The sequence below is a fragment of the Nostoc piscinale CENA21 genome (assembly GCF_001298445.1).
GTDB lineage: Bacteria > Cyanobacteriota > Cyanobacteriia > Cyanobacteriales > Nostocaceae > Nostoc_B > Nostoc_B piscinale_A.
In genome coordinates, this window is record NZ_CP012036.1 from 6,209,240 (window position 1) to 6,228,606 (window position 19,367).

Here is a 19,367-nt window from a genome sequence, read left to right on the forward strand (position 1 = left end):
TGATATCAGCAACCTTAAATTTTTTTTGATCAAATTTTTTTTATTTTAATCAAGCAATGATTAACCAGCGATTGTTAAAGGTTTTGTTGTATCTCCGCTTTTGGTATTAATTGACTGAACTATGGGTTTTTTACTGATAGGGTCGAGAGTAGATGATTCGGTATTAAAATCACTACTGGTTGGTTCTTGGAGTGCAAGGCGATCGCACGGAATCGTATCCGATAAAATTGCACTTGCCATCATCCCTGTATGAATCTCCATTTGAGCTTCTACTGGGGCTTCAAACACGAGGCGCTGCCCAGGAAATACAACCCTTTCAAAGTACCAGTTAGCGATGTTAGAGATGCGAGCCACCTGGATTTTGCTCGTGGCATTAACGTAGCAGCAGAGAATTTTCCCCGATTGCTCAGGTGGTAGAGAATCTAGTATTTGAGCCATAACTGCCGAGGAGCTTTACGCCAAACATTGTATATTACACCAGCCCAGACTAACATCGGCTGATCCCCAGTTGCTGTAACTCCGACTACCAACTGAAAATTTCTACGTTATTTCTATCTAAAGATATGTTCAAGTTATGAAAATTTTATAAAAAAAATCTATTTTTAAAAAATTATACATTATTAAGGAAAATTTTTAATTGTTTTCTTTGGTAACAATTTTGTCAGAGATATTAATTAACTGTCCTTAAAGGATACAACCTGTTGATTGAGCTTGTATCTTTATTTTCATGAGTTTGGCTGGGCTTTTATCCCCAAAGAGATAGCGAGGGATCATCGCTTAATGATTAAACTCAATGTTATGGTAAAGATATATGAACAATTTATTCATAAACCAGCTTCTCCTGTTTGATGCCAAGCTAATTTAGCCCTTTTCACCATTCCTCATCGGAAAAATGTAAAAGCATAAATTAACTTCTAAGTCAAACTAGGCTGTCATAAATACAACTAAGCAAGCCCCATTTCCCTCGCTTTCCTGAAAGAATGGCAAGATAAAGGTTAAAAATCCGATGATCGAAAATCGCATTCTCTACGTTCGCCTTCCTTGTAACCCCATTTTTCCCATTGGGGTGGTTTATCTTTGTGATCATGTCCACAAGCTATTCCCGAATATCGAACAGCGCATTTTTGATTTGGGGACAGTCCCGCCTTTAGACTATGCTGCGGCGTTAGATCGCTGTATCGATGAGTTTAAACCCACGCTACTAGTATTTTCTTGGCGGGATATTCAAATTTATGCCCCTGTTGGTGGACGTGGTGGCAACCCGTTGCAAAACGCTTTTGAATTTTATTACGCGAAAAATCCCCTCATCAAATTACGTGGGGCTTTGGGCGGGTTACGCATCTTTATTGCCTACTATGTAGAGTTGTGGCGTAACTTGGGATTAATCAAGCGCGGCTTAAAACGCGCCCAAAAATATCACACTGATGCGCGTGCAGTGGTTGGCGGTGGTGCAGTCAGCGTATTTTATGAACAGTTGGGTAAAAGCTTACCTTCCGGCACAATTATTTCTGTGGGCGAAGGCGAAACCTTACTCGAAAAACTCTTGAGTGGTAAAGAATTTCATGATGAACGCTGTTATGTAGTTGGGGAAGACAAACCACGCCAACGCCTCATTCACGAACAACCCACCCCATTACAAAAAACCGCTTGTAACTACGACTATATCGAAAGCGTCTGGCCAGAGTTTAACTATTATCTGCAAGACAAAGACTTTTATATCGGTGTGCAAACCAAGCGCGGTTGTCCGCATAACTGCTGCTACTGTGTTTATACCGTGGTGGAAGGTAAACAAGTACGTATAAATCCTGCCGAGGAAGTTGTAGCGGAAATGCGGCAACTATATAATCGCGGTGTACGTAACTTTTGGTTTACCGATGCCCAATTTATTCCAGCGCGGAGATATATCAATGATGCCATTGAATTATTACAGGCGATCGTTGATTCTGGGATGACAGATATTCATTGGGCAGCATACATCAGAGCCGATAATTTAACACCCGAATTGTGCGACTTAATGGCCAAAACCGGGATGAACTATTTTGAAATCGGCATTACCAGTGGTTCTCAAGAACTGGTACGCAAAATGCGGATGGGCTACAACCTGCGGACTGTCTTACAAAACTGTCGTGATTTAAAAGCAGCCGGGTTTAACGATTTAGTTTCTGTCAATTATTCCTTTAATGTAATTGACGAACGTCCCGAAACAATTCGCCAAACCATCGCCTACCACCGCGAACTAGAACGCATTTTTGGTGCAGATAAAGTTGAACCTGCGATTTTCTTTATCGGACTGCAACCCCACACCCATTTAGAAGAATATGCCTTTAAAGAAGGCATCCTCAAACCAGGGTACAATCCTATGAGCTTGATGCCGTGGACAGCGAAAAAACTGCTGTGGAACCCTGAACCCCTCGGTTCTTTTTTTGGTGAAGTCTGCTTACAAGCTTGGCGACAAAATCCCAATGACTTCGGACGAGAAGTTATGAAGATTTTAGAGGAAAAGCTAGGTTGTGCGGAATTAGAACAAGCACTATCCGCACCAATTGAGCCAAAAGAAAAACTGTTAGCAGGCATATCATAGAAGACACATTAATAAAGGGATTAGGTATAAAACAACCTTCCCTATTCCCTATTCCCCACTCCCTCACTCCCCACCGCCTATGTTAGAGTCGATTTTACAACAGTTGGAAACCGCCCATCGCCATAGCACTAGACCAATTCGATTTGGGGTGTATTATAAAAACACTTTAGTTGCTTTGTGTCATGCTCTCGAAGACCACATTTTAGCTGATCAGGATCAACCCTTGGTAATTACAGCTTTCCAACGTGGTAAATGGTATTTGCAAGAAGCCGAAAGATATGCAGACATAGCTAAATTTAGTCGGGAAATAGTAATTATGGCTTCACCCGATGCTGGCTTTGCAGAACATCCTACTAGCAAATTACCCAATGTAGACTTAGTAGCCTTAGATTCACCTGATCCGGTAGCGCAGGAATGGCATTTAATTATTCTGTCACCTGGATACACAGCAATGGTACTTTGTCAAGAATTATCTGAGGCTGATTATGGTGCAGGTGGGCTACCAGGTTCTGATTTAGAACGGAAATTCTACGGGTTGTGGACTTTTGAACCGGAGTTAGTGAAAGAAACAGCAGAATTAGCGATCGCTCATATTCAAAAATACAACCCAGAACTCGCCGCCAAACTCACTACTCATCAACAAGCAATCCAATCTAGTCTTGTTACTCCAGAAGACTTAAGTACAGTAGTCTCTCGCGTTGTTGATTACCTACAAACTGGGCAAGAAAACTTATCAACTCCAACAGCATTGCGTCAAAAAGCCTTAGATAGCAACTTGTTATCTAACGAAATTCAGGCATTTTTGCGGATGGCGCAGTTGATAGATTTAGCAGATATCAACAACCCAATGGCAGCGACGGAAGTTGTCGCCCTTTGTGAAGCGATGGGGCAATTATTAGAACTACCAGCTTGGCAAATCAAAAGATTGCGCTTGGCAGGTTTATTACATCGCATAGATCCGCTACAAAAAGCCGAAAGTATTCTGAGTCCAGGAACATCCAGCAGTTATACAGAACAAGCCCCCAGTTGTCCCTTAACCTGTCCCCTTGTACCTGGCGCACAGGTATTGCGAACTATGCCTAGGCTACGAGCTGTTGCTCAACTTATCACTCACCAAACCGAGTGGTGGGATGGAACAGGCGAACCCGCAGGTTTAGCCGGCGATGAAATTCCCTTAGAATCCAGAATTTTGGCCTTAGTTGCCGAGTTTCAATGGCGAGTCAATCAAATTAAATCAGCTAATCAAAGTCGGGAAGAAATATTTGTTCAAGCTTTAGAACAATGCCGACAACAACAATCAACTCGCTTTGACCCTAAACTAATAGATGCCCTAACTTTGTTAGTCATGGGTTTGCAACAAGGGCTAGACTTACCTGTAATGACAACCAAAGCCAGCAACGGTATGTGGTTACTTGATTCGCGCTGGGATAGCCATAGCAAGAGTAGTGAGGAGATTGGTAGTTACCCCCAATGAACATTGAAGCTATTAAATCAGGAACCCTTAAACAACTCCCAGGGGTAAATTTAGAAGACGAGGAACTCTGTAAACTCGATTTAAGCCGGATTAATTTTGCAGGTGCTACTCTAGTTGGCACTAATTTTAGGGGTTCCAAGCTGGAAGGCGGACACTTAGAAGGAGCCAATTTAATGGGGGCGAACCTGCAAGAAACTGACTTGCGGGCGAATTTGATGGGCGCAAACTTGATGCAAGCCGACTTAACCAGTGCTGACTTGCGCGGTAGTAATTTACGCGGCGCTAACCTCATGGGCGCAACCCTGAGTGATGTCTCGTTAGCAGGTGCTTTTTTAAGTGGTGCGAATTTGATGAACGTCAACTTACAAGGCGTTGATTTGCGCGGTGCTGACTTGCGTGGTGCTAACTTGACTGGAGCAAATCTCAAAGGCGCAGACTTAAGCCGCGCTGACTTACAAGGAACACTGTTGAGTGAGGCAAATCTGGAAGAGGCTGATTTGCGGGGGGCAAATTTAGCGGGGGCAAATTTTACAGGTGCGAACTTATTATGTGCAGAGTTAGAAGGGGCAAATTTAAGCGGAGTTAAGTTAGACAAAGCTTGTTTAGTGGGTACAGTTATTGAGAAGGGTTTGTAATGACTAAAAATTCAATTCTGAAGTTTTAAAAGTTGGTCTATTGACTACAAAGAAAGCTGTAAATATTCTCCAGCTGCAATCCTCTTCATTTTTCAACCTCTATAGTTAAGTTCATAAGCTGTAAAGGTATTGTAGTAAAAGGATTCCTGGATAAAACAAACTTTATATGACCTCTGTTGATTCTAGCAAGCATACAAAAGCCAAAGCCTTAAAACCCGGTAGCCGTCGCCCTGCTAAAGAACTGTGCAGCGAATGTGGACTATGTGATACATACTATATTCACTATGTCAAGGAAGCTTGTGCGTTTATCACCCAGCAGATAGACACCCTCGAAACCCAAGCCCACAGTCGTTCGCGCAATCTCGACAACCCGGATGAACTTTACTTTGGCGTGCATCAAGAAATGATGGCAGCGCGGAAACAACAGCCCATCGAAGGCGCACAATGGACAGGGATAGTTAGCAGTATTGCCATAGAAATGCTAAATAGTGGCTTAGTGGAAGGCGTTGTCTGCGTTCAAAATACCAAAGAAGACCGCTTTCAACCTATGCCTGTGATTGCTCGCACTCCAGAAGAAATACTGGCAGCACGAGTAAATAAACCAACACTCTCCCCCAACCTTTCCATCTTGGAAGAAGTAGAAAAATCAGGGATGAAGCGACTATTAGTAATTGGTGTTGGTTGCCAAATTCAAGCACTCCGGGCAGTAGAAAAGAAACTCGGTCTAGAAAAGTTATACGTATTAGGTACACCTTGCGTAGATAATGTCACCCGCGCCGGACTGCAAAAATTCTTAGAAACCACCAGCCGATCGCCTGAGACAGTAGTACACTACGAATTCATGCAAGACTTCCGCATTCACTTTAAACACGAAGATGGTTCAATTGAGAAAGTCCCCTTCTTTGGCTTAAAAACCAACCAACTCAAAGATGTCTTCGCACCCTCTTGTATGAGTTGCTTTGATTACGTCAACTCCCTAGCTGATTTAGTCGTTGGTTACATGGGCGCACCCTTCGGCTGGCAATGGATTGTAGTCAGAAATGATACAGGCAAAGAAATGCTGGACTTGGTGAAAGACCAGATAAACACCCAACCTGTAATGTCTCAAGGAAACCGCAAAGAAGCTGTACAACAAGGGATTCCGGCTTATGACAAAGGCGTAACCTTACCGATGTGGGTGGCAAAAATGATGGGTGTGGTGATTGATAAAATCGGCCCCAAAGGTTTGGAATATGCGCGGTTCTCGATTGATTCGCACTTTACAAGGAATTACTTGTATGTGAAGCGGAATCATCCTGAGAAGTTGGAGGCGCATGTGCCGGAGTTTGGTAAACGGATTGTTGGGCAGTATAAGTTACCGGAATGATGTTTCGCGCAAGACGCAAAACATCTCTTTGTGCCTTTGCGCCTTTGCGCGAAACAATTCTAAGCTTCTCCTACAGCGTCAATCGCCGCCTCTAGGGCGATCGCTACATGAGTCCAATGCGTCCCCCCTTGGCAATAAACTATGTAAGGCTCCCGCAAAGGCCCATCCGCCGAAAATTCCAAGGTACTCCCCTCAATAAACGTTCCCCCAGCCATCACGACTTTACTCTCATACCCAGGCATAGCATCAGGTATAGGGTCAAGATAAGAACCCACGGGGGAATTTTGCTGCACCGCCTTACAAAAAGCGATTAATTTTTTCGCTGAACCCAGCTTAATTGCTTGAATTACATCTCCACGAGGCGCAAGGGGCGCAGGATTCACCGGATAACCAAGCTTGTCAAAAACGTAACCAGTTAAGAAAGTTCCCTTCATCGCCTCACCTACCATCTGCGGCGATAAAAATAAGCCTTGGAATAACAAGCGATTTTGGTCAAAAGTCGCACCACCGTAACTACCTATACCGGGTGCAGTCAGGCGACAGGCAGCAGCTTCTACCAAATCAGCCCGACCAGCCACGTAACCGCCTGCGATAACAATTGTCCCACCAGGATTTTTAATTAAGGAACCCGCCATTAAATCAGCACCAACATGGGTGGGTTCTTGGGTTTCGATAAATTCGCCGTAGCAGTTATCAACGAAGCAAACAGTATCGGGATTTTGCTGCTTGACGATATGCACAATCTTTTCAATATCCGCAATCGATAAGCTAGGCCGCCACGAATAGCCGCAAGAACGTTGAATTAACACTAAACGAGTGTTAAGAGTAACACTACAACTTAACGCTTGCCAATCAATAGTTCCTGCTAAAGTTAGCTCCAATTGGCGGTATTTTATGCCAAACTCAATAAGGGAGCCTTGGCCTTCACCCCGTAACCCAATAACTTCTTCAAGCGTATCGTAGGGAGAGCCGACCACTGCTAACATTTCATCACCAGGACGGAGTACACCATAAAGGGCGCAAGCGATCGCGTGAGTTCCCGATACAAACTGCACTCGCACGGCTGCGGCTTCTGCACCCATTACTTCCGCAAAAACTTTATCTAAAGTTTCTCGTCCTAAATCATCATGACCATAGCCACTCACACTGGCAAAGTGGTGCGCTCCTACGCGCTGATTACGAAAGCCATCCAGGACTCTTTTTAGATTATGCTTGACCTGAGCGTCAATTCCAGAAAAAATCTCTAACAGTGCCTGTTCTGCTTGCCGCAGCTGTTCCAAGCTGTTCATTAATGTCCTCATTAAATAAAAAAATTATAAATGTGCGGATTGTGCGATCGCGCAGATTAGGCTGAACAATTTCAATACAGGTTACTGCATGACAATTGCTACTTCCACTAAACCTCAAATCAATTGGGTAAATACCCTATTTTTCGTTGGTCTCCACATCGGCGCTTTATTTGCCTTTGTTCCTAGCAACTTTAGCTGGACGGCAGTTGGTGTGGCTTTATTACTTTACTGGGTAACTGGTGGTCTAGGTATTACCCTAGGTTTTCACCGTCTAGTTACTCACCGCAGTTTTCAAACGCCCAAATGGCTGGAATATCTCTTGGTGTTCTTCGGGACATTAGCCTGTCAAGGAGGGCCAATTGAGTGGGTCGGTACACACCGCATTCATCATTTATATTCTGATACTGACCCCGATCCCCATGATTCCAATAAAGGCTTTTGGTGGAGCCACATGGGTTGGCTAATTCACAAATGCCCTGCTCATGCGGACATTCCTCGCTTTACCAAAGATATTGCCGAAGACCCAGTCTATCAGTTTTTAGAAAAATATTTTATTCTCATCCAATTTGCTCTAGGTTTTCTATTGTTGTTTTTGGGTGGCTGGCCGTTCGTTATTTGGGGCATTTTTGTTCGCATTGTTTGGGTTTACCACTGCACCTGGTTAGTGAACAGTGCAACCCATAAATTTGGCTACCGCAGTCATGAATCTGGGGATAACTCAACTAACTGTTGGTGGGTAGCTTTACTCGTTTTTGGCGAAGGCTGGCACAACAACCACCATGCTTTTCAATACTCAGCCCGTCACGGTTTGGAATGGTGGGAAATCGACTTGACCTGGATGACAATTCAATTTTTGCAACTCTTCGGTCTAGCCAAAAATGTAAAACTTGCAGACAAAAAGCAGTAATTCGTTTATCATTTGTCATTAGTCATTGGTCTACCAATGATTAATGACAAAGGAATTTCTCATATCCATTCGTCAAATAATTCTGGATTTTAGATGTTGGATTGACCTCACAGATAAATTGGTAATTTTACCATTAAAAAACTATTGGTCAATTCTATTCAAAAGCTTCTTACTTCTGTGCATAGGTAGCTAAAGTTGCTATAATCCAGAGCGTTAATTCAAAAATTTTTTACTACAAGTTACTTTTATGTGACTTGGTGGAGGAGTTTGTTGTTTTTTAGGTTTTCATGACTACATCAATCATCAAGACGCAAGCCATAAATCAAGACCTTAGTAATTCCCAACTAAGGCTCAAAGATATTATCAAAACTTTGCCAAAAGAATGTTTTCAGCAGAATAGACGTAAAGCTTGGACACAAGTTTTCTTCAATGTTTTGATGGTAGGTTTAGGCTACTATAGTTTGGCAATTTCTCCCTGGTTTCTGTTGCCTCTTGCCTGGATTTTTACAGGGACTGCTTTAACAGGTTTTTTTGTAATTGGACATGACTGCGGTCATCGTTCATTTGCTAAAAGACGCTGGGTAAATGATTTAGTAGGGCATATATTTATGATGCCCCTGATCTACCCTTTTCACAGTTGGCGGATTAAGCATAATCATCACCATAAACATACCAACAAGTTAGATGAAGATAATGCTTGGCATCCCATCCGACCAGAAGTTTTTGCCAATTGGGGTAAAACTCGTCAATCTGCTTTTGAATTATTCATGAAAAGGCGGCTGTGGTGGGTAGGTTCCATTGGACATTGGGCTGTTGTGCATTTTGATTGGCGCAACTTTAAAGTTAAAGACCAAGGAAGTATTAAACTTTCAGTTGCTGTCGTAGCAATTTTTGCAGCAGTTGTGTTTCCTACTCTTATCGCTACAACGGGGATTTGGGGATTTATCAAATTCTGGTTTATACCTTGGATGGTATACCATTTCTGGATGAGTACCTTCACCATTGTTCACCACACTTTCCCAGATGTTCCATTTGACAAAGCCAGCAAATGGAATGAAGCAATGGCGCAGCTATTTGGTACTATTCATTGTGATTACCCCCGGTGGGTAGAGTTCCTTTGCCACGATATTAACGTTCACGTCCCACATCACATTTCTACTGCTATCCCCTCTTATAATTTACGCCTAGCTTATAGCAGCATTAAGGAAAATTGGGGAAATTATTTGCATGATGAATTTAAGTTTTCTTGGCCTTTAATGAAACAAATTACAGACCAATGTCAACTTTATATCACCGATGAGGGTTATCAAACTTTTAACGAATATTACGCAGGTAAATAAACCAAAATTCAGCTAAAATATCGCTGAATTAATCTCAGCTCATACAAACAAGGTGGCGAGGTTATTTGTCTGCGAATTAAATCATTCTGGCAATTCTCTATAAATTTAGTGATTGTTCGGTGAATTGCCAGATATTTTGTCTTGCGTCTATATCATCAACGCAAGTATCCCAGAGGGGAAGGAAAACCTCTAACACAGTTCGACTTTATTTTTCATCAAAGAATCAAGTGCAAACACCTACTATCCAGTTCGGCAGTTCTCGTGTCAATCAAGCTTCTGAGGATACAACTAAACTGCCATTTACTCTTCAGGATTTAAAAGCCGCTATCCCAGAGGAATGTTTTCAACCCAACGTCAGTAAATCACTGTTTTATTTCTTTCGTGACATTCTGATTATTGGTTCACTTTATGCAGTAGCACATTATCTTGATTCTTGGTACTTTTGGCCTATTTTCTGGTTAATGCAAGGCACAATGTTTTGGGCTTTGTTTGTTGTTGGTCATGACTGCGGACATCAATCTTTTTCTAAGCATAAATGGCTCAACGATTTAATTGGCCATTTATCTCATACTCCAATACTAGTGCCTTATCACGGCTGGCGCATCAGCCATAGGACACATCATAAAAATACTGGCAATATCGATAATGATGAAAGCTGGTATCCTGTGAGTGAATCACAGTATAAAGAAATGCCACTGGCGCAGAAAATAGGTCGATATTATTTATTTTTATTGGCTTATCCAGTCTATTTATTTAAGCGTTCCCCTAATAAAGAAGGCTCTCATTTTTCACCTAATAGCCCACTCTTCAAAAAATCAGAGAAATGGGACGTAATCACTAGCACTGTACTCTGGATTGGGATGGTAGGTCTGTTAGGTTTCCTCACCTATCAATGGGGTTGGATGTGGTTGTTGAAATACTACGCTGCACCTTACATTGTGTTTGTGGTTTGGTTAGATTTAGTAACATTTCTACATCACACTGAACCTGATATTCCTTGGTATCGTGGTGATGATTGGACTTTTCTCAAAGGTGCAATTTCGAGTATTGATCGCAATTATGGTTTGGTTAATCATATCCATCACGATATAGGTACTCACGTTGCCCATCATATTTTCTTGAATATTCCTCACTACAATTTATTGAAGGCGACTGAAGCCATCAAACCTGTGATGGGTGAATATTACCGCAAGTCTGAAGAACCAATTTGGAAGGCTTTATGGCGTTCTTGTGTTAGCTGTCATTTTGTCCCTGATACTGGCAGTAAGATTTATTACACCTCTAATCATCATTAAAGAAGAATTCAGAAGTCAGGAGTTTTTTACCCTGCGGGAAGCTAACACAAAAGAAGGGGATTCTGACCCTTCCTAAACAATTGTTCAAATACCCGACTTTTTAGAAAAGTCGGGTATTTACTATCTATCGAAATTTGTGTAATGGACTACTACTTAATAATTTCTTTTTGCTGTTGATAACGCTGCTTAAATTTCTGTTGCTGTTGTTTATGATCAACTATGGGTTCAGGGTAGCCTACAGCGCGACGCTCTAACGGTGTAATTTTACCAGTTACTAAATATTCAGTATCTATAGAACGTAACTCTGGCAACCATTGGCGAATATATTCAGCATCGGGGTCAAATTTTTGTGATTGACTGGCTGGATTAAAAATCCGCACAGGTTTAGGGTCCATACCACTAGAAGCACTCCATTGCCAACCACCATTATTTGCTGATAAATCACCGTCAATAAGCTTTTGCATAAAGTATTTTTCGCCTAATTGGGGATTAATTAGCAAGTCTTTGGTAAGGAAACTCGCAACAATCATTCTGCAACGGTTGTGCATCCAGCCGCTTTCATTTAATTGGCGCATAGCGGCATCTACTATGGGGTAGCCTGTTTTACCTCCGCACCAAGCTTGAAAGTGTGCATTGTTGGTTTCCCAAGGAAAGTTTTTAAAGGCATCACGGTAAGCACCTCTAGCTAATTCAGGGAAATGATACATAGCGTGCTGATAAAATTCTCGCCACGCCAGTTCTTGTTGCCAAGTGCGGATACTAGCTGTTGTTTCTTCACTGCGGCTATTTTCTTGTGCTGCAATTGTGGCTTGCCAAACAGTGCGAATACCAATTACGCCAAATTTCAAAGCGGCGCTGAGTTGAGATGTGCCGTCTGTGGCGGGGAAGTTGCGCTGTTCTTGGTATTCGGTAATAGCTTTATAAGTAAATTCGGCTAATCTGTCTTGGGCGGCTGTTTCACCGGGTGGCAGAATTAAATCACCATCCCAGATAAATCCTAAATCTTTGGCGGTGGGTAATGAAATTGCACCTGCATTTTTAGCAATTTCTTGTTCGGCTGGTGTTAATCCTTCAGCAGTTTGTAGAGTTTCTGCTGGTGGTGCTTTGGGTTTACTACTCCAGTTTTTCCAAAAGGGCGTGTAAACAGTGTAAGGCGAATTGTTCCCTGTGCGAATTTCGGCGGGCGTGTGTAGGATTTGATCCCAATTTTCGTCGAGGAATTGAATGCCTTTTTCTTTAAGTGCGTCAATTATAGTGCGATCGCGTATTTGCGAGTATGGTTCTACATCCCAGTTCCAAAACACAGCTTTAGCATTCAAAGCTGCCGCTAAAGTTGGAATGGCTTGTCTAGGATCAGTATGGAGAATCAAAAGTTGGCTACCAATTTGGGCATATTGCTCCTGTAATGCCTGCAAGCAGCCAATCATATATTCTACCCTTACAGGCGCAACATCATCGCGTTCGAGAATATTGGGATCAAGACAAAATACACCCACTACTTTAGGGCTTTGCTTTCTGGCCGCAGCTAGTCCAGTATTATCACCAATGCGTAAATCACGGCGATGCCAAAACAGAATTAACTCAGACATTCCATACCTATTACAGTTCACTTGTACTATGCTAAATCCTAGCAGCAAGTAGCCATTATGAACATCTGAGCGGGGCTATGGGTTAAGGACTAGTATTTTTACTCAGCACTCAGCGAGAAGTTGCGTTAGGAGAGAACTTGCGTGCGCGGGTTCCCCGCGTTGAGCAAACTTCGGTGACTTTCAACTCAGAATACCAAAACATAAAATTTCATACTACCCTGCGGGAAGCCACGCAAAGCGCGTCTACATAATTCATACCTTACACTTCTTCCGTTTCTTGAGGAGTAATTTCACACACTAGTTCGTAAACTACTGTCTTTGGCGGTTCCGCAAATAAAGGCATCATCTGTTTCAAAATTTCTTGATAAATCTGACTGTGATTCGCTTCCATATCTTCTACACTTTCCCAAAAAATTATCGATATACCTCTGTCTGTTCCTGGTTCTTGTAACAAATACGCTCCTTTGAAACCTGTTGTATAGGTTAATACGGCTTCTTCATAAAGTTTTTTGGCAGCTTCAAATTTACCTGGCTTGAATTCACCTATGACAACATGAGTAAATTTATGTCTGAGAAAATCTTGAAAGTCCATAAAATTTTTACCTTATTTTCAGTTTTTTTACAGTTTGAGTTGTGATTTAGTTTACAACTTACTGTTGTTTGACTTTTTTATCTGAAGAACTAAAATATCACCATCGAATGCCATGATGGTAAAAATAAGTAAAATTTAAACTTTACTTGATTTAACTTAAATTACTCAATCAAAATTTCAAGCTATGACCAGATAGCGCCAAAAATTGGGGCATTATTTTCGACAATCTGGCTTTTGATATCACGTCCGGTCAATCAGTTATGATTCAGCATATCTGTGCAGAAAGATAAAACTCTTCCTTCCTCTGCCTCCTACGGTCTTGATGATAATTCTTTTACCAGACACGATATGAAGTGCCATTTTGGCAATTTAATTTTCAAAATCTATCAAAACGGCTTGATTTTTTTCTAATTAAGCAGTAAGTAAAAAAAAACTTATATTTTCTATAGATTTATTACATAATATGATGTGTAGCTTTTATAACTTAATTACTGACATTTTAAGAATAAAATTTTTTGAAACTCTTGCTATTGATAAGTTTAGTAATTTGCACTAGAGAATAAAAAGCTACATTTATAAGTTATCAAAGCATTTTTAAAACCAGAATTAATACGATTTATTTTTTGAATCAATAGATCATCTCATCAGCATTTGACAATAAAATGAGTTTGACTACCACCAAATTGGATAAAAAGTCTAGCACTGAAGATCCATTGACTCTGTAATCTAAATTTAGACTGAATTTAAGAAAAAAAATGCCATTTTGCGGTTAAATTTGCACAATACTCTATTAAATTTTAATCAATGATACTTCACACTGATTTGCTATAGATTACATTCTCTAACTTGCTTTCAGGTTAAGAACATACATTTAATAAACAAATTAACTATGCGACTACAAGATCAGCTAATTAATTTGCCGACTTTAGATTATCTGATTAATCCTTCTCCTTTAATGATTAGTCCTGATAGTTATCTAGTCGATGCTATTATCTTGATGAGTCAGAAAAAAGCTCAGAATCATTCTCTGATTGACTTAAATAGATATTTACAGCCTGATATCTGGAATCAGCAAGAAAATAGTTGCATCTTAGTCGTAGAATGTGGATATTTATTAGGAATAATTACAGCAAAAGATGTAGTAAATATTATTGCATCGGGAGTTGATCTCACCCAAATCAAGGTGTCTGAGGTAATGGTGACAGCCTTGATTACTCTCAAAGAAAGTTATGCAACAGATATATTTACGGCTTGGTCTCTATTGCATCACTATCAAATTAGCTATCTGCCCATTGTAGATTCTCAAGGCCGATTAAAGGGAATTGTTAATGCTAGTGTTTTAATCCAAGCTTTTAACCGCAATACAATACTAGGTATCAAAACAGCTTTACAGCAACTACAAAATAATTACCGCCAAATTAGTTGCATAAGTTGTTCTATTCACCATCGTCTCCAGCAAGGAATCAAATCTAAATCACAGACATTTACTTCGACGCATCAAGAATTTCAACAAACTCGAAAAAAACTTCAGATGGTAGAAGAAAAACTGCACCAAACTCAGAATGAGTTAGAAAAACTCGTGGCAGAAAACAAGCGGTTGCAGCAAAAAATCTCGGAGTACCAAAAAGCTGAAGTAGCTTGGCAAAATAGAGAGAAGCTGGATTACGAACAAAAAGAAGCAGCATTACAGGCAAGTGAAGCGAAATTTCAGTATTTTGCTGAAAATATCCAAGCTTTGATTTGGTGGAAAGACCCCCAAACCAGGCAATTTTTGTATATTAATCCAGCTTATGAAAAAATCTGGGGTCGTTCTCGCCAGAGTTTGCAAGAAAAGCCTCTATCGTGGATGGATGCGGTACATCCAGACGATCGCGATCGCGTTGATCAAATGATGACACAACATTTTGCTGGAGAAGCAACCGAAATTGAATATCGCATTCTACGTCCTGATGGCTTGATGCGTTGGGTTTGGGATCGCACTTTTACAATGCTGGATCAACAGGGAAATGTTTGTTATTACGCTGGCATTGTGGAAGATATCACTGAACACAAGCATATAGAAGAATCATTGCGTGAGAGTGAAGCCAGACTCAGTGTAGCTTTAGAAGCGGCGCACATGGGCATTTGGGAGTGGAAGATTCCGACGAATGAAACTCTTTGGTCTGCTAATATGGGGTCACTTTATGGTTTACCCAGTGGGACATTATGTCCGACAACAACAGAGTTTTTGGAGTTACTGCATCCAGAAGATCGGCAAACTTTTACTCAAGCTGTGACTGCTACTCTTCAACAAGGTGTGAAATTTATCTTGGAATATCGGACTGTTTGGCCTGATGGCAGTATTCACTGGTTGAATTCTACAGGTCAATTGTACTACGACGAAAACAACCAGCCCAGCCGACTAACTGGAACAACCACAGATATCAGTGAGCGCAAACAGGCTGAACAGCAAATTCAAGAACAAGCCGCTTTGTTGGATGTTGTTACCAATGCCATTGTGGTGCGAGATTTGCAAAATCAGATTCTTTTTTGGAATCAAGGTGCGGAACGTCTGTATGGTTGGCCACCACAAGAAGCAGTCAACCAAAACGCTAATGAACTTTTATTTAAAAAACCTTCAGCCAAAATTCCCATAGCAATAGAACAAGTAATGAATACGGGTACTTGGCAAGGTGAATTACATAAAGTTACTAAATCCGGCAAAGAAATTATTGTCGAAAGTCGCTGGACACTGATGCAAGACAGTGCAGGACAGCCCCAATCTATCTTGATTGTTGATACAGATATCACCCAAAGAAAACAATTAGAAGAACAGTTTTTTCGCACGCAAAGATTAGAAAGCCTGGGGACTCTAGCTGGTGGGATTGCCCATGACTTGAACAACATTTTGACCCCAATTTTGGCAGCATCTCAACTATTACAATTGAAATTTCCCCAAGACACAGAGCGTTATCATCAATTAATGACAATCATTGAAAATAATGCCAAACGTGGCGCAGATTTGGTAAAACAAGTATTATCTTTTGCGCGGGGATTTAAAGGCGATCGCACCATTATTTCCATTAAACACTTAATTTCGGAAATGCTGTTGATTGTCAAACAAACATTTCCCAAATCCATCGAATTTGCGATCGCTATTCCTGAAAATTTGTGGGCTGTTTCTGGAGATGTTACCCAGTTACATCAAGTGCTGATGAATTTGGTTGTCAATGCCCGTGATGCCCTGCCAGATGGCGGTAAAATCGAAATTTCTGCCGAAAACAGATTAATTGATCAAGCCTACGCCCAGATGAATCTGGATGCTCAAGCCGGAAATTATATCGAGTTAACCATAGCTGATAATGGTATGGGAATGCCGCCAGAAGTACTAAATAGAATATTCGAGCCGTTTTTTACTACCAAAGAAATTGGTATAGGCACAGGTTTAGGTCTTTCGACAGTGCTAGGGATTATTAAAAGTCATGGTGGTTTTATTAATGTTTCTAGCAAAGTTGGCAAAGGAACTAAATTTCAACTGTTCTTACCAGCAGTCGAAGGCTGTCAAAGAACGAGAAGCGAGAATCCAGCAGTATCTTTAGGAAAAGGAGAATTAATTTTAGTGGTTGATGATGAAGCAAAAATTCTAGAGATTGCTACCATCGTCTTAGAAAACTACAATTATCAAGTTCTGACTGCGAGTAATGGTATTGAAGCGATCGCACTTTATGCCCAATACAAGCATCAAGTCAAAGCCGTACTGATGGATATGATTATGCCTGAAATGGACGGACTGACAGCCATTCGCACCCTGCAAAAAATGAATCCGCAAGTGAAAATCATTGCTTGCAGTGGTTTTAATCCCCATGAAGGCTTGAGCGAAGTTGTCAATGCTAATGTTCAATTAGTTTTGCCGAAACCTTTTACAGCCCAAGACTTATTGAACAGTTTACAGCATATCCTGAGAGACGAAAATTAGATTTTTTAGATATTACCAGTACCCATTACTTAATTAATCAGATGGCTAAAGAAATAGAACGGAAATTTTTAGTTAAGGGAGATGCTTGGAGAACACTAGGTAAAGGTAGTGTGTATCGACAAGGATATATTGCTACTAAAAACTCAGTTACAGTCAGAGTAAGGATTGCGAACAACCAGGGTTATTTGACAATTAAAAGTCCGAGTGTAAATTGTTCTCGGTCTGAATTTGAATACGAAATTCCTCTAGCAGACGCTCAGGAAATGTTAGATACATTATGCGATCGCCCGTTAATTGAAAAGGTGCGATACAAAGTAGAATTAAACGGGTTAATTTGGGAAATTGATGAATTTAATGGCGATAATAAAGGATTAATCTTGGCTGAAGTTGAATTAACTGATGAACAACAACAAATTGAAATACCAGAATGGATTGGTGAAGAAGTTTCTACTGATGGGCGATACTTCAACAGTAATTTAGCTAAATTTCCCTTTTCAAAATGGTAATGCAAAATCATTCAGTGAATTGCAACTACCCAAAAAAGCTTTAGTGCTGGCGATATATTTTTGTATTCCTACTGCATTCAATTATTTGCTGAGTCTCTTTCGTACCAAAGTCTTTAAAATTTCTAGTCAAAAGCACTTTCATCTAATTTGAAGATGTTTTAGTATGATCAAGAATAAAATGTAAAATTAAGTTATCTGTTGAATCAGGAAATAGCTGTGGCGATCGCACTCAAACTATTTGGTAAATTTAGGCGATCGCACTTAAAACAAGTAACAGGGTACAAACATTGTATTGGTTTATATAGAACTATTGACCATTGACCATTGACCATTGACCATTAGTCACTTCTGCTTCTTGATGATTTAAGCTTTGCAGCGCCTTAGCTAACTCATCTGTCATACGTTTTGCATTTTGCTTAACTAAACCGTTAGTATATTCTGCAACATTAATTGGGTTGCCGATGTTAATATGCACATCCGTTCCCCAGTTAGGATAGGGTTCACTGTAATTGATACTCATGGGAACAATTTTGACTCCTAGCCCTGGGTGATTCATTTCGGCAGTCAAAGACAAGCGGGCAATTCCTGGTTTTAAAGTATGAACTTTACCATCGCGGAAAATGCCACCTTCGGGAAAGATGACCAAAGTTTTTCGCTGTTCTAGTAAAGAAACTCCATGTCGTAAGGTGGAAATTGTCGGATGTTGTGGATCTACAGGGAACCCACCTAAACGACGTACAAACCAGCCTTGTACACCTTGGCATTCAGTGATAGTCACCATAAAGCGCAAATCTGCGCCAGTAATCAGAGACGTAGCGTAAGGAACAATTAACGCATCCCAACGCGATCGGTGGGTGGGAGCTAAGATAATCGGGCCTGTTGTGGGAACATTGTGTTGTCCGGTGATGGTAATTCTGCCAAAGAACAAAGGTAACAGCAGATGTCGTCCCAAATGATACGCTATCGGCCCTAACAAAGGAGAAACCTGTGAGGTAGTATCAGCCACCTGATGATTTAATGATTTCTGTGATGTTGGCTTTAGCTGTTGCGTATCTTGGGAGAAGTCAAGTTTTATCATATCGGTAGCTGCGAATTGCCCAGAGGTTTATTAAGTAGTGATTAATTAAACCGTAAATTCTCTTTTATAGATTGTGTGGTTATGATTGGACAGTTTTCTTGCTGTCTGTAGTTTTTTGTTGAAGTCTGCGAGTGGCAAACCAAGCTTGTAAATGTTGACGACAAGCTGATTCTAGAATACCTCCCAGGACTTGCAGACGATGATTAGAAGCAGCACTATCGGGAATATTCAGCACAGTCCGAATTGCGCCAGTTTTAGTATCGTCCACTCCATATACAAGCGTCCCCAACCGTGATTGTACGATCGCACCTGCACACATCGGACAAGGTTCTAAAGTTACGTATAATGTACATTCATACAGTCGCCAGCTATGTAAAATTTGCGATGCTGCTTTAATCGCTACAATTTCCGCGTGGGCTGTTGGGTCTTTGTCTCGTTCTTTGCGATTTTCACCTTCAGCAATCAAATTTCCTCTACCATCGACGATGACAGCGCCGACTGGAATTTCACCCGCCTCTCCTGCGGCTTGGGCGATTTCTAAAGCCCGACTCATCCATTGACGATGTGTCCAATATTCTGGATATTCGATAGACATATCAAATCTAGTTTGATGGTTTAATGAATGCGGCCGCTTTTTGTTGGTTAAGACTTACTAATTTTAGGCTATTTTTCAAAATCACTCTTGATGGGGTGCTTAGGCGTAGCACGCCGCATTAATCGCGCTAAATAACTTTTTCACAGTCAACCTTGTATACGCTTT

General features: G+C 40.9%; 16 protein-coding genes. 10 read left to right on the forward strand and 6 right to left on the reverse strand.

Annotated features, from left to right (window positions below; translation table 11 throughout):
* Positions 1–60: 60 nt before the first annotated feature.
* Entirely contained in the window at positions 61–438 is a 378-nt protein-coding gene (locus tag ACX27_RS26560) for a DUF1830 domain-containing protein (protein WP_062296862.1), read from the reverse strand.
* A gap of 568 nt (positions 439–1,006) precedes the next feature.
* Between ACX27_RS26560 and ACX27_RS26565 the strand changes: the two genes are divergently transcribed.
* From ACX27_RS26565 to ACX27_RS26580, 4 genes are all read left to right on the forward strand, one after another.
* Complete coding sequence (locus tag ACX27_RS26565) at positions 1,007–2,581, forward strand: photosystem II high light acclimation radical SAM protein (protein ID WP_062296864.1); 1,575 nt, start codon at positions 1,007–1,009, stop codon at positions 2,579–2,581.
* Positions 2,582–2,660: 79 nt separating this feature from the next.
* A complete protein-coding gene (locus ACX27_RS26570; RefSeq protein WP_062296866.1) occupies positions 2,661–4,055 on the forward strand; it encodes a DICT sensory domain-containing protein in 1,395 nt (464 codons plus the stop codon).
* Complete coding sequence (locus ACX27_RS26575; protein WP_062296868.1) at positions 4,052–4,690, forward strand: pentapeptide repeat-containing protein; 639 nt, start codon at positions 4,052–4,054, stop codon at positions 4,688–4,690. Before ACX27_RS26570 ends, ACX27_RS26575 begins: the two co-directional genes overlap by 4 nt.
* A 166-nt stretch (positions 4,691–4,856) precedes the next feature.
* Positions 4,857–6,056 carry a Coenzyme F420 hydrogenase/dehydrogenase, beta subunit C-terminal domain gene (locus ACX27_RS26580; protein ID WP_062296870.1) on the forward strand — a complete coding sequence of 400 codons (1,200 nt, stop codon included), beginning with the start codon at positions 4,857–4,859 and terminating at the stop codon, positions 6,054–6,056.
* Positions 6,057–6,115: 59 nt separating this feature from the next.
* Here the strand turns inward: ACX27_RS26580 and ACX27_RS26585 are convergent, their stop codons facing one another.
* Entirely contained in the window at positions 6,116–7,345 is a 1,230-nt protein-coding gene (locus ACX27_RS26585) for a methionine gamma-lyase family protein (RefSeq protein WP_062296872.1), read from the reverse strand.
* Positions 7,346–7,433: 88 nt separating this feature from the next.
* Here ACX27_RS26585 and ACX27_RS26590 point away from each other — a divergent pair, with 88 nt between their 5' ends.
* From ACX27_RS26590 to ACX27_RS26600, 3 genes are all read left to right on the forward strand, one after another.
* A complete protein-coding gene (locus ACX27_RS26590) occupies positions 7,434–8,252 on the forward strand; it encodes an acyl-CoA desaturase (protein ID WP_062296875.1) in 819 nt (272 codons plus the stop codon).
* A 287-nt stretch (positions 8,253–8,539) separates the two neighbouring features.
* A complete protein-coding gene (locus ACX27_RS26595; protein ID WP_062296877.1) occupies positions 8,540–9,592 on the forward strand; it encodes a fatty acid desaturase in 1,053 nt (350 codons plus the stop codon).
* 227 nt (positions 9,593–9,819) lie between these two features.
* The gene (locus ACX27_RS26600; RefSeq protein ID WP_062296879.1) at positions 9,820–10,887 is read left to right on the forward strand and encodes a fatty acid desaturase; all 1,068 of its coding nucleotides are present in this window, start codon (positions 9,820–9,822) and stop codon (positions 10,885–10,887) included.
* A gap of 149 nt (positions 10,888–11,036) precedes the next feature.
* Here ACX27_RS26600 and ACX27_RS26605 read toward each other — a convergent pair whose 3' ends face one another.
* Together ACX27_RS26605 and ACX27_RS26610 are read right to left on the reverse strand one after the other, a co-directional pair.
* The gene (locus ACX27_RS26605; protein WP_062296880.1) at positions 11,037–12,476 is read right to left on the reverse strand and encodes a deoxyribodipyrimidine photo-lyase, 8-HDF type; all 1,440 of its coding nucleotides are present in this window, start codon (positions 12,474–12,476) and stop codon (positions 11,037–11,039) included.
* 259 nt (positions 12,477–12,735) lie between these two features.
* Positions 12,736–13,068: a hypothetical protein gene (locus ACX27_RS26610; RefSeq protein ID WP_062296882.1), complete on the reverse strand. Its 333-nt coding sequence runs from the start codon at positions 13,066–13,068 to the stop codon at positions 12,736–12,738.
* Positions 13,069–13,957: 889 nt separating this feature from the next.
* Here ACX27_RS26610 and ACX27_RS31300 point away from each other — a divergent pair.
* The 3 genes from ACX27_RS31300 to ACX27_RS35020 all read left to right on the forward strand — a co-directional run bounded on the left by ACX27_RS31300 (position 13,958) and on the right by ACX27_RS35020 (position 17,850).
* A complete protein-coding gene (locus tag ACX27_RS31300) occupies positions 13,958–17,023 on the forward strand; it encodes a PAS domain S-box protein (RefSeq protein ID WP_083468847.1) in 3,066 nt (1,021 codons plus the stop codon).
* Between the two features lie 41 nt (positions 17,024–17,064).
* A complete protein-coding gene (locus ACX27_RS26620; RefSeq protein ID WP_062296884.1) occupies positions 17,065–17,529 on the forward strand; it encodes a CYTH domain-containing protein in 465 nt (154 codons plus the stop codon).
* 198 nt (positions 17,530–17,727) lie between these two features.
* Positions 17,728–17,850 (forward strand): hypothetical protein, encoded by a 123-nt coding sequence (locus ACX27_RS35020; protein ID WP_256364364.1) that lies wholly within the window; start codon positions 17,728–17,730, stop codon positions 17,848–17,850.
* Here the strand turns inward: ACX27_RS35020 and ACX27_RS26625 are convergent.
* Both ACX27_RS26625 and tadA read right to left on the reverse strand, forming a co-directional pair.
* Positions 17,837–18,607 carry a lysophospholipid acyltransferase family protein gene (locus ACX27_RS26625; RefSeq protein ID WP_062296889.1) on the reverse strand — a complete coding sequence of 257 codons (771 nt, stop codon included), beginning with the start codon at positions 18,605–18,607 and terminating at the stop codon, positions 17,837–17,839. The genes ACX27_RS35020 and ACX27_RS26625 overlap by 14 nt on opposite strands.
* Before the next feature lie 79 nt (positions 18,608–18,686).
* Positions 18,687–19,202: a tRNA adenosine(34) deaminase TadA gene (gene tadA, locus ACX27_RS26630; RefSeq protein WP_200929875.1), complete on the reverse strand. Its 516-nt coding sequence runs from the start codon at positions 19,200–19,202 to the stop codon at positions 18,687–18,689.
* Positions 19,203–19,367: the final 165 nt, after the last annotated feature.

What these genes read in the sequence shown, in the direction of transcription:
- ACX27_RS31300 (WP_083468847.1), top strand. Translation starts at nt 13,958, where the DNA reads ATGCGACTACAAGATCAGCTAATTAATTTGCCGACTTTAGATTATCTG.
- ACX27_RS26610 (WP_062296882.1), bottom strand. Translation starts at nt 13,068, where the DNA reads ATGGACTTTCAAGATTTTCTCAGACATAAATTTACTCATGTTGTCATA.
- ACX27_RS26560 (WP_062296862.1), bottom strand. Translation starts at nt 438, where the DNA reads ATGGCTCAAATACTAGATTCTCTACCACCTGAGCAATCGGGGAAAATT.
- ACX27_RS26625 (WP_062296889.1), bottom strand. Translation starts at nt 18,607, where the DNA reads ATGATAAAACTTGACTTCTCCCAAGATACGCAACAGCTAAAGCCAACA.
- ACX27_RS26605 (WP_062296880.1), bottom strand. Translation starts at nt 12,476, where the DNA reads ATGTCTGAGTTAATTCTGTTTTGGCATCGCCGTGATTTACGCATTGGT.
- ACX27_RS26590 (WP_062296875.1), top strand. Translation starts at nt 7,434, where the DNA reads ATGACAATTGCTACTTCCACTAAACCTCAAATCAATTGGGTAAATACC.
- ACX27_RS26580 (WP_062296870.1), top strand. Translation starts at nt 4,857, where the DNA reads ATGACCTCTGTTGATTCTAGCAAGCATACAAAAGCCAAAGCCTTAAAA.
- ACX27_RS26570 (WP_062296866.1), top strand. Translation starts at nt 2,661, where the DNA reads ATGTTAGAGTCGATTTTACAACAGTTGGAAACCGCCCATCGCCATAGC.
- tadA (WP_200929875.1), bottom strand. Translation starts at nt 19,202, where the DNA reads ATGTCTATCGAATATCCAGAATATTGGACACATCGTCAATGGATGAGT.
- ACX27_RS26595 (WP_062296877.1), top strand. Translation starts at nt 8,540, where the DNA reads ATGACTACATCAATCATCAAGACGCAAGCCATAAATCAAGACCTTAGT.
- ACX27_RS26585 (WP_062296872.1), bottom strand. Translation starts at nt 7,345, where the DNA reads ATGAACAGCTTGGAACAGCTGCGGCAAGCAGAACAGGCACTGTTAGAG.
- ACX27_RS26620 (WP_062296884.1), top strand. Translation starts at nt 17,065, where the DNA reads ATGGCTAAAGAAATAGAACGGAAATTTTTAGTTAAGGGAGATGCTTGG.
- ACX27_RS26565 (WP_062296864.1), top strand. Translation starts at nt 1,007, where the DNA reads ATGATCGAAAATCGCATTCTCTACGTTCGCCTTCCTTGTAACCCCATT.
- ACX27_RS26575 (WP_062296868.1), top strand. Translation starts at nt 4,052, where the DNA reads ATGAACATTGAAGCTATTAAATCAGGAACCCTTAAACAACTCCCAGGG.